10 protein-coding genes are annotated in these 10,024 nt (G+C 63.3%); 8 read left to right on the forward strand and 2 right to left on the reverse strand.

Annotated elements, in window-relative coordinates:
- The first annotated feature begins 6 nt into the window (after window positions 1–6).
- From livM to HP556_RS02750, 5 genes are all read left to right on the forward strand, one after another.
- A complete protein-coding gene (gene livM / locus HP556_RS02730) occupies window positions 7–1,329 on the forward strand; it encodes a high-affinity branched-chain amino acid ABC transporter permease LivM (RefSeq protein WP_175365824.1) in 1,323 nt (440 codons plus the stop codon).
- A complete protein-coding gene (locus HP556_RS02735; RefSeq protein ID WP_089264997.1) occupies window positions 1,326–2,156 on the forward strand; it encodes an ABC transporter ATP-binding protein in 831 nt (276 codons plus the stop codon). The genes livM and HP556_RS02735 overlap by 4 nt, the downstream gene beginning before the upstream one ends.
- An 11-nt stretch (window positions 2,157–2,167) precedes the next feature.
- Window positions 2,168–2,890 carry an ABC transporter ATP-binding protein gene (locus HP556_RS02740; RefSeq protein ID WP_175365835.1) on the forward strand — a complete coding sequence of 241 codons (723 nt, stop codon included), beginning with the start codon at window positions 2,168–2,170 and terminating at the stop codon, window positions 2,888–2,890.
- A gap of 139 nt (window positions 2,891–3,029) precedes the next feature.
- The gene (locus HP556_RS02745; protein WP_089264999.1) at window positions 3,030–4,139 is read left to right on the forward strand and encodes a branched-chain amino acid ABC transporter substrate-binding protein; all 1,110 of its coding nucleotides are present in this window, start codon (window positions 3,030–3,032) and stop codon (window positions 4,137–4,139) included.
- Window positions 4,140–4,443: 304 nt separating this feature from the next.
- On the forward strand, window positions 4,444–5,559 hold the full coding sequence (locus HP556_RS02750) for a branched-chain amino acid ABC transporter substrate-binding protein (protein ID WP_175365825.1): 1,116 nt from the start codon (window positions 4,444–4,446) through the stop codon (window positions 5,557–5,559).
- Between the two features lie 264 nt (window positions 5,560–5,823).
- Here the strand turns inward: HP556_RS02750 and HP556_RS02755 are convergent, their stop codons facing one another.
- On the reverse strand, window positions 5,824–6,558 hold the full coding sequence (locus HP556_RS02755; RefSeq protein WP_175365826.1) for a cytochrome c biogenesis CcdA family protein: 735 nt from the start codon (window positions 6,556–6,558) through the stop codon (window positions 5,824–5,826).
- A gap of 138 nt (window positions 6,559–6,696) precedes the next feature.
- Between HP556_RS02755 and HP556_RS02760 the strand changes: the two genes are divergently transcribed.
- Together HP556_RS02760 and HP556_RS02765 are read left to right on the forward strand one after the other, a co-directional pair.
- Window positions 6,697–7,689: a P1 family peptidase gene (locus tag HP556_RS02760; protein ID WP_175365827.1), complete on the forward strand. Its 993-nt coding sequence runs from the start codon at window positions 6,697–6,699 to the stop codon at window positions 7,687–7,689.
- Window positions 7,690–7,754: 65 nt separating this feature from the next.
- A complete protein-coding gene (locus HP556_RS02765) occupies window positions 7,755–8,006 on the forward strand; it encodes a KTSC domain-containing protein (RefSeq protein WP_093756460.1) in 252 nt (83 codons plus the stop codon).
- Here the strand turns inward: HP556_RS02765 and HP556_RS02770 are convergent.
- On the reverse strand, window positions 7,971–8,717 hold the full coding sequence (locus HP556_RS02770) for an EF-hand domain-containing protein (RefSeq protein ID WP_175365828.1): 747 nt from the start codon (window positions 8,715–8,717) through the stop codon (window positions 7,971–7,973). The genes HP556_RS02765 and HP556_RS02770 overlap by 36 nt on opposite strands.
- A gap of 278 nt (window positions 8,718–8,995) precedes the next feature.
- Here HP556_RS02770 and rpe point away from each other — a divergent pair, with 278 nt between their 5' ends.
- Window positions 8,996–9,697, forward strand: a complete 702-nt coding sequence (rpe, locus tag HP556_RS02775; protein WP_175365829.1) for a ribulose-phosphate 3-epimerase — start codon at window positions 8,996–8,998, stop codon at window positions 9,695–9,697.
- Window positions 9,698–10,024: the final 327 nt, after the last annotated feature.

Consider the following 10,024-nt stretch of genomic DNA (forward strand, 5'->3'; position numbering starts at 1 on the left):
ATCCAAGTGGCAGCAAACGCATCACAAGCTAAGACTGCCCGCGGGCCGGACGCCGCATTCATCCTGAAGAAGGCCGTGATCTCCGCACTGGTCGCGCTGGTGCTGTTCTCGCTGATGATCGGCATCCGCACCGAGGCCGGCTCCGACGGGCAACTGACCTGGTGGACGCGCTTCGGCGATCTCGCCGCCATGGTCGCCGTGGTGTTCGGCGGCAGTATCGTCATGGAGTTGCTGCGCCACTGGTGGGGACCGGTGGACACCGTGCGCGTCGTGCCGCCATCGGCGCAGAAAGTATTTTCCTTCGCCGGCCGTGCGCTGGTGCCGGCGCTGTTGATCTTCACCTTTCTCGTCCCGGTGATCTTCTACGACGAGCGTTACATCCTCGATCTCGGCATTCTCGTGCTGACCTACGTGATGCTTGGCTGGGGTCTGAATGTGGTGGTCGGCCTCGCCGGTCTTCTCGATCTCGGCTATGTCGCCTTCTATGCCGTCGGCGCCTATTCCTACGCGCTGCTGGCCACCAATTTCGGCCTGTCGTTCTGGATCTGCCTGCCACTCGCCGGTATCCTCGCGGCGTTCTTCGGTGTGCTGCTCGGCTTTCCAGTCCTGCGGCTGCGCGGCGACTACCTCGCCATCGTTACACTGGCCTTTGGCGAGATCATCCGCCTCGTCATCATCAACTGGCAGACTCTCACCGGTGGTCCCAACGGCATCTCCGGCATTCCGCGTCCAACCATGTTCGGCATTCCGCTGACGCCGGGCGATGGCGGCCTCGCTGACCGCCTTGGCATCGAGTTCTCGCCGACCCACCGCATCGTCTTCCTGTTCTATCTGATCCTCGCGCTCGCACTGCTCACCAACTGGGTCACCATCCGCCTGCGCCGCCTACCCATTGGCCGGGCCTGGGAGGCGCTGCGCGAAGACGAAGTCGCCTGCCGCGCGCTCGGCATCAATACGACGACGACGAAGCTCACCGCCTTCGCCACCGGCGCCATGTTCGGCGGCTTCGCCGGCGCGTTCTTTGCGACCCGTCAGGGTTTCATCAGCCCGGAATCCTTCACTTTCCACGAATCCGCACTGGTGCTGGCCATCGTCGTGCTCGGCGGCATGGGCTCACAACTCGGCGTGGCCCTCGCAGCGCTCGCGATGATCGGCGGCTTCGAACTGTTCAGAGGCCTTGAGCAATTCCGCATGCTGGTGTTCGGCGGCGCCATGGTGCTGCTAATGATCTGGCGCCCGCGCGGCCTGATCGGCCACCGCGCGCCAACCGTCTTTCTCGAACGCAACACGGTGATCTCGTCCGACCTCGTCAAAGAGGGGCACGGATGAACATCAACGACATCCTCAGCGTCGAGAATCTGACGATGCGGTTCGGCGGCATCGTCGCCGTCAACGATCTCTCCTTCACCGCCGAGCGTGGCAAGATCACAGCGCTGATCGGCCCCAACGGTGCCGGCAAGACCACCGTCTTCAATTGCATCACCGGCTTCTACAAGCCGACATCCGGCACCATCAAGCTGCGCCACAGCGATGGCGAATGGCGGCTGGAGCGGCTGAACGACTTCCGCATCTCGAAGATCGCCAAGGTCGCGCGCACCTTCCAGAATATCCGGCTGTTTCCCGGCATGACCGCGCTGGAAAACCTGATGGTGGCGCAGCACAACACGCTGATGCGCGCTTCTGGCTTCACTCTTCTCGGCCTGTTCGGCGTGCCCAGCTATCGCGCCGCCGAGAAGGCTGCGATCGACCTGGCGCGCTACTGGCTCGATCAGATCGGCCTGCTGGAGCGCGCTGACGATGCCGCCGGCAACCTGCCTTATGGGGATCAGCGCCGCCTTGAAATCGCGCGTGCGATGTGTACCGAACCTGCACTGCTCTGCCTCGACGAACCCGCCGCCGGCCTCAATGCCCGCGAAAGCGCCGCGCTCAACGAGTTGCTGCTGAAGATCCGCGCCGAGCACGGCACCTCGATCCTGCTCATCGAGCATGACATGTCCGTCGTGATGCAAATCTCCGACCATATCAACGTGCTCGATTACGGTGTGAAGATCGCCGACGGCACGCCGCAGCAGATCCGCGACAATCCCAAAGTCATCGCCGCCTATCTCGGTGCCGACGAGGAAGAAGCTATCGCAGTGATGGAGGGCGAGACGTGAGCGCCGCCCCCATGCTCGCCGTCACTGGCCTGCACGCATCCTATGGCAAGATCGAAGCGCTGAAAGGCGTCGATCTCGACATCAAGCGCGGCGAGATCGTCGCACTGATCGGTGCCAATGGCGCCGGCAAGTCGACGCTGATGATGACCATCTTCGGCAAGCCGAGGGCGCGCGCTGGCGCAATCATCTATGACGGCATTGATATCACCGATCTACCGACCCACGAGATCGCGCGCATGCGCATCGCGCAATCACCCGAAGGCCGCCGGATTTTCCCGCGTATGAGCGTGGCGGAAAATCTGCAGATGGGCGCCGACGTCAATGAGAGCACGCCGGCCGAACGCGCTGAAAGCCTCGACAAGGTATTGGCGCTGTTTCCGCGTCTCAAGGAGCGCATGACCCAGCGCGGCGGCACGCTGTCCGGCGGCGAGCAGCAGATGCTGGCCATCGGCCGCGCACTGATGAGCCGCCCGCGCCTGCTGTTGCTCGATGAACCCTCGCTGGGTCTGGCACCGCTGATCGCCAAGCAGATTTTCGATGCAATCCGCGTGCTCAACAAGCAGGACGGATTGACGGTGCTGATTGTCGAGCAAAACGCCAATCACGCGCTGCGTCTGGCCCATCGCGGCTATGTCATGGTCAATGGATTGATCACCCTCTCGGGCACCGGCGCCGAATTGCTGAAGGCCCCGGAGATCCGTTCCGCCTATCTCGAAGGCGGCCGGCACGGCTGAAGGATCGATATCCTTCATCAAATGACGCGCAGCGCGATGCAAACAATCGACACTATTCTGAAGGTAGAATGATGCGCCAATCGCGATTCCGTCACGGCGTCGCGTTTCTCTGCATTCGAACGGAACACGGGGACTTCCTATGAAATTCATCAAACTCATCGGCCTGACGGCGGGTGCTTCGATTGCGCTGGCGTCCGTTGCACTGGCGCAGGATATTCCTGTCGCCGTCGCATCATCGATGACCGGCAGCGAATCCGCCTTCGGCCGCCAGTTCAAGAATGGCGCCGAACTCGCTGTCGCCGATATCAACGCCGCTGGCGGCCTGCTGAACAAGAAGCTGGCGCTACAGGTCGGCGATGATGCCTGCGATCCCAAGCAGGCCCGCTCGATTGCCGAGAAATTCGCCAGCGCGCGCATTCCCTTCGTCGCCGGTCACTATTGTTCGTCGTCGTCGATCCCGGCCTCGGAAGCCTATGCCGATGGCAATGTGCTGCAGATCTCGCCGGGCTCGACCAATCCCCTATTCACCGAACGCAAGCTCGCCAATGTGCTGCGCGTCTGCGGCCGCGACGATCAGCAGGGTTTTGTCGCCGGCGAGTACATTGCGAAGAACTACAAGGGCAAGAATATCGCGATCCTGAACGACAAGACGACCTATGGAAAAGGCCTCGCCGACGAAACCAGGAAGGCGCTGAACAAGGCCGGCGTCACCGAGAAGATGTTCGAGAGCTACAACAAGGGCGACAAGGATTTTAATGCGATCGTGTCGCGCCTGAAGCGCGACAATATCGATCTGGTTTACGTGGGCGGCTATCACCAGGAAGCCGGGCTCATCGTGCGCCAGATGCGTGACCAGGGACTCAAGACGGTGCTGATGGCGGGCGACGCTATCAACGACAAGGAGTTCGCCTCGATCACCGGCCCGGCTGCGGAAGGCACGCTGTTCACCTTCGGCCCCGACCCGCGCAACAAGCCGACCGCCAAGGCGATCGTCGACCGCTTCAAGGCCAAGAACATCGATCCCGAGGGCTACACGCTCTACACCTATGCGGCGTTCCAGGTCTGGTCGCAGGCCGTCGCCAAGGCCGGCACCACCGACACCAAGAAGGTGATGGACACGATCAAGGCCGGCGAATGGGACACCGTCCTCGGCAAGCTGGCCTTCGACGCCAAGGGCGACATCAAGGCGATCGACTACGTCGTCTACAAGTGGGACGCCAAGGGCGACTACGCCGAACTGAAGCAGTAAGCCTGCCGGCCGCACCTCTCCCGCATAGCGAGAGGTGCGGCTCGCCTCACGTCATGATGTCGATGCGGAGCCGACGTGACGCGACTGCCCACACCAGGGCGGTTTCGGCATCTTTTTTGATCCGCCGGAGCGGACTCGCACAGCGAAAGCTCTTGCGACGACCTGCCGCAGCCGGACTCACAGGCTGGCTGTTTGCGGCCGAAAATTGCCGATGACTCGGCATCAAAATAAGTTGAGAATGATCCTATCGTTCGGGCGGCCGGATTGCGTTTGTGGCCGAAAACTCTTTGCGAGGATCATCCCCATGAAACCATTGAATGTGATCGGCCTGGCCTTTGCCGCGTCGCTGCTCTCAAGCGGAGCTTTTGCACAGGACATCAACGTCGCGGTCGCCGGCCCGATGACGGGCGGCGAATCGGCCTTCGGCCGCCAGATGAAGAACGGCGCCGACCAGGCTGTGGCCGATCTCAATGCCGCTGGCGGCGTGCTCGGCAAGAAGCTGGCGCTGCAGGTCGGTGACGACGCCTGCGATCCCAAACAGGCCCGCTCGATCGCCGAGAAGTTCGCAAGCTCCAAGGTGCCGTTCGTCGCCGGCCATTTCTGCTCGTCGTCGTCGATCCCGGCCTCCGAAGCCTATGCCGACGGCAACGTGCTGCAGATCACGCCGGCGTCGACCAACCCGCTGTTCACCGAACGCAAGCTCGCCAATGTGCTGCGCGTCTGCGGCCGTGACGACCAGCAGGGCCTTGTCGCCGCCGACTACATCGCCAAGAACTTCAAGGGCAAGAACGTCGCGATCCTCAACGACAAGACCACTTACGGCAAGGGTCTCGCCGACGAGACCAAGAAGGCACTCAACAAGGCCGGCTTCACCGAAAAGATGTTCGAGAGCTACAACAAGGGCGACAAGGACTTCAACTCGATCGTCTCGCGCCTGAAGCGCGACAATATCGATCTGGTTTATGTCGGCGGCTATCACCAGGAAGCCGGTCTCATCCTGCGCCAGATGCGCGACCAGGGCCTTAAGACCATATTGATGGCCGGCGACGCCATGAACGACAAGGAATTCGCCTCCATCACCGGCCCCGCGGCAGAAGGCACGCTGTTCACCTTCGGCCCCGACCCGCGCAACAAGCCGACCGCGAAGGCGATCGTCGAGAAGTTCAAGGCCAAGAACATCGATCCCGAAGGCTACACGCTCTACACCTATGCAGCGTTCCAGGTCTGGTCGCAGGCCGTTGCCAAGGCCGGCTCCACCGACACCAAGAAGGTGATGGATGTGATCAAGGCCGGCGAATGGGACACCGTGCTCGGCAAGATGGCGTTCGACGCCAAGGGCGACATCAAGGCCATCGACTATGTCGTCTATAAGTGGGACGCCAAGGGCAACTACACCCAGATCGACGCGAAGGGAACCTGAGGCGACGCCGCGAGCGCTTCCCTTAACCTCTCCCCGCTCTTTGCGGGGAGAGGTCGGGCGGCGAAGCTGACCGGGTGAGGGGCATGGTATGCACCTGCCCCATCTCGGACTATCGGATCGAATATTGTCCGGGCGGGTTGCTAACTTTGTTGATCTGCCGACCCGATAGATATCGGTTGTGTCTTCTCCAGCGTGAGGCCCCTCACCCGGCGCTGCGCGCCGACCTCTCCCCGCAAGTGCGGGGCGAGGTTACGAGGGACCCCCTCACCCGAAATTCTGCAGCGCGGGAAACGTCTCAAGCAACCAGATGCTGGCATTCGACACGGCGCCGGTCAGAAACGCGATACCGGTGATCACCATCAACACGCCCATCGCGCGCTCGACATGGACGAGATGCTTCTTCATGCGCGCAAACACGCTGGAGAACTGCTCAACCATGAAGGCCGCGATCAGGAACGGAATGCCGAGGCCGAGGGAATAGACCGCGAGCAATCCCGCGCCCTTGGTCACCGTTGCTTCTGCCGCCGCCACCGACAGGATCGCCGCAAGGATAGGTCCGATGCACGGCGTCCAGCCAAACGCAAAAGCCAGACCCATCACATAGGCGCCCCACAGGCCGACCGGCCTGGGCATGCTCAGGCGTCCCTCGCGCATCAGCAGCCCGATGCGCGTGAGCCCGAGGAAATGCAGGCCCATCAGGATGATCAGGATGCCGGCAACGATTGACAGTTCCGCCGCATAGGAGCGGACCACGCTGCCGACCAGGCTGGCGCTGGCACCGAGCGCCACGAACACCGTGGAGAAGCCCAGCACGAACACGGCCGCCGAGATCATCACCGCGCGCCGGGAGGCCGCTTCCTGCTCGTCATTGGCGACGTGCTCGATGGTCGCGCCCGTGAGATAGATGAGATAGGGCGGCACCAGCGGCAGCACGCAGGGCGACAGGAACGAGACAATGCCAGCAATCAATGCGGCGGGGATCGTGACATCGGAGATCATGCGGCTAGATGCACCGCTGACATGACGGGATGCAAGCGGGATGGATCAAATGCCCGCCACTTCCGGCTGTTGTGATCATGTGTGATCGGTTGACCGGGCAGCCTTGCTGCGGTCTGGTCGGGCCAAGAGGGAACCGCCATGAAGAACCTGCTCACCGATATCGCCGGCGTTCGCGTCGGCCACGCGGACGACGCCCAACTGGCCTCCGGCGTCACCGCCATCCTGTTCGACAGGCCGGCCGTGGCCTCCGTCGACATCCGCGGCGGCGGACCGGGCACGCGCGAAAGCGCCCTGCTCGATCCTGTGAACACCGTGGATGCCATCCACGGCCTCGCGCTGGCCGGCGGCTCGGCCTTCGGGCTCGAAGCCGGCGGCGGCGTGCAGGCCTGGCTCGCCGAACAAGGCCGCGGCTACCAGATCGGCAATGCCGTCATCCCCATCGTGCCGGGCGCGATCCTGTTCGACCTGCTCAATGGCGGCGACAAGGCCTGGGGCCGCTTTCCGCCCTATCGCGATCTCGGCTATGCCGCCGCGGCGGGAGCCAGCGATGACTTCAAGCTCGGCAGCGTCGGCGCAGGACTGGGCGCCACGACAGTCAACTACAAGGGCGGCCTCGGCTCGGCCTCCGCCGTCACGCCATCGGGCGTGCGCGTCGCCGCACTCGCGGCAGTCAATGCGGTCGGCAGCGTCACCATCGACGATGGCCCACACTTCTGGGCGGCGCCATTCGAAGTCGGCAATGAGTTCGGCGGACACGGCATGCCGAACAAGTTGAAGCCCGAGGTGCTTGCGATGCGTATCAAGGGCGGACCGGCGGCAACCTCGATTGAGAATACGACACTTGCCGTCGTTGTTACCGATGCGATCCTGACCAAGGCGCAGGCCCGGCGTCTCGCCATGATGGCGCAGACCGGATTTGCGCGCGCGATCTATCCGGTGCATGCGCCGCTCGACGGCGACATCGTGTTTGCGGCCGCGACGGGCGAGAAGCCGATCGATCCGCTGGTGGGCTTGACCGAGCTCGGCATGATCGCGGGCAATGTGATCGCCCGCGCCATCGCGCGTGGCGTGTATGAAGCGACGGCGCTGCCGTTTGCGGGCGCGCTTCCAGCGTTTCGCGACCGGAACTAGGTCATCGCTCCGCAACCAATCGCGCCGGTAATCGTTTCTATCCGGGAGACATTCGGAGGATTGCGATGCCGTCGACTGCGATTCGACATGTCACTTATGATCCGGTGAGCCGCGAACTACGCATCACCTTCACCAGCGGCCGCCGGTATGCTTATGCGCAGGTGCCGCCGGAAGTTCACGCGGCCTTCAGCAGCGCCGCGTCACGCGGCGCGTTCTTCAATCACCGTATTCGTGATCGCTTCGCCTATCGCGAACTGGCGCGTTCGGGATCGGAACGCAGATCAGGCGCTGATCGCCAGCGTCGACTTCGCATTTGAGATCTGCTGCGCCTGACGCGCGATCATCTTCTCGATTGCGTTATAGGACGAGCTTGCGGTTGATGACGTGGACGACGTGGGGACGGCCGTGGTCGAACTCACCGTCGATCCGTCCGCATAGGCGATAGAAGTCGTGGTGCTGCCATCAGCATTCACCGTGGTCGTTGTGGTCGAACCAGCAGTGTCAGAGCCACTACCAGATCCACCGCCCATACCGCCGCCGGCGTGATGTGCCTTGCCGCCATTCAGCGCCGGGCTCAGTTCATCGATATTGACCGAGCCGTCACCGTTCTTGTCGAGCTCGGCGAATACCTTGTCGGCATTGGCGGTGTTGGTGCCGCCGGCGCCAAGTTTCTTCTCGAACTCCGCCTTGCTGATGCCGCCGCTGCCGTCGCTGTCGAGCATCCCCATCAGTCTTTTCAGCGAGTCGGCTCGTTTCGCCGAAGAGGCCGCCGTCGCGGGCTGGCTCTGGGCATCGAGCAGCGTGCTCATGGTGCCCGGGGCCAGCTTGTAGGAGCTGTTCGTGCTGCTGGTGGCGGAGGTTGCCGTCGATGACGTGGCGCTCGCCGCCGTCGACGTGCTGGCGACATCGAACGGGCTGGCGGTCTTCTGGGTGACACCGGTCGTGGTGGTCGCGGCCTTCGACTTCGACCTGGTGAGTGCCTGCAGCGCATCGATCGCGGTGGTGGCAGCAGCAAGAGCTGGCAGCATCGTCAAATTCCTGATCATGCCGCAGCGTGCGGCGTGAATACCCTGGGGAACATGGAGCAAGCTCCATGCCAGCGAAAAAAGTTCGATAAAACAACGGCCTTGGTCGCACGGGCCGCGCGCGTTTCCCGGCAAATCGTGCCCTTGCGGCAGAATGTGCCGGGACTATCCTGCTGCAGCGCGTCGATGGCGCGGCCGTGGCTGGCGCGTTGCCCGTCCCCCGGCCCCATGTTACGCGAGGCGGTCCATTCGCCGCCGCCCAAAAACGTTCAGGAAATCCGATGTCCCAGAGCTTCACGCCCCGCCCGCTGGTGATCGCCCCGTCCATTCTGGCGGCTGATTTCGCGAGGCTTGGCGAAGAGGTCCGCGCCGTGGATACCGCCGGCGCCGACTGGATGCATCTCGACGTGATGGACGGCCATTTCGTGCCGAACATTTCCTACGGCCCCGACGTCATCAAGGCGATGCGCCCGCACACGACAAAGATCTTCGACGCGCATCTGATGATCGCACCATGCGATCCCTATCTCGAAGCCTTCGCCAAGGCCGGCTGCGATCACATCACCGTCCATGCCGAGGCGGGCCCGCATCTGCATCGCACGCTGCAGGCGATCCGCAATCTCGGCAAGAAGGCCGGCGTCTCGCTCAATCCCGGCACGCCGCTCTCGGCCATCGAATATGTGATCGATCTCGTCGATCTCGTGCTGGTGATGTCGGTCAATCCCGGCTTCGGCGGTCAGGCCTTCATTCCGTCGGCGCTCGGCAAGATCTCGGACCTGCGCGCGATGACCGCGGGCCGTCCGATCGATATCGAAGTCGATGGCGGCGTGTCCGCTGCAGTCGCCGGGCAACTCGCCGCAGCAGGTGCCAATGCCTTCGTCGCCGGCTCGGCCGTATTCAAGGGCGGCACGGTGGAGAGCTACAAGGCGAATATCGACGGCATCCGCGCGGCGGCAGCGAATGCGCGCGGCGAGATGGTGTAGTCGCTTCTCCCGATTCAAATATCAAACAGCCACGCTCTCGCAGTCTCGCGGCGCTTGCGCGTCCGAGGTGTGAGCAGTGCCCCTCAAACGATGAGGGGTGGCAGCGCGCCGTGAGGCGCAAGGGGTGGTTTCTGTCGCGATCCGCTCCGCCGGAACGCCGGCAAGCTGCAACCGCGCAACGCCTCACGGCGCGCCACCGCGGCGATTTCTGTCCCCGGGACCGTTCTTCCGGGCAAAGGCGCAGAGCTCCGCACTCCGCTGATCCCGACGGTTTCCCGCCGTTCACCAATGCCACGTCCAGCCAGCATGAGTGGCAGACCCCCGTAG

It is taken from the genome of Tardiphaga robiniae, assembly GCF_013359755.1.
Lineage (GTDB): Bacteria > Pseudomonadota > Alphaproteobacteria > Rhizobiales > Xanthobacteraceae > Tardiphaga > Tardiphaga robiniae.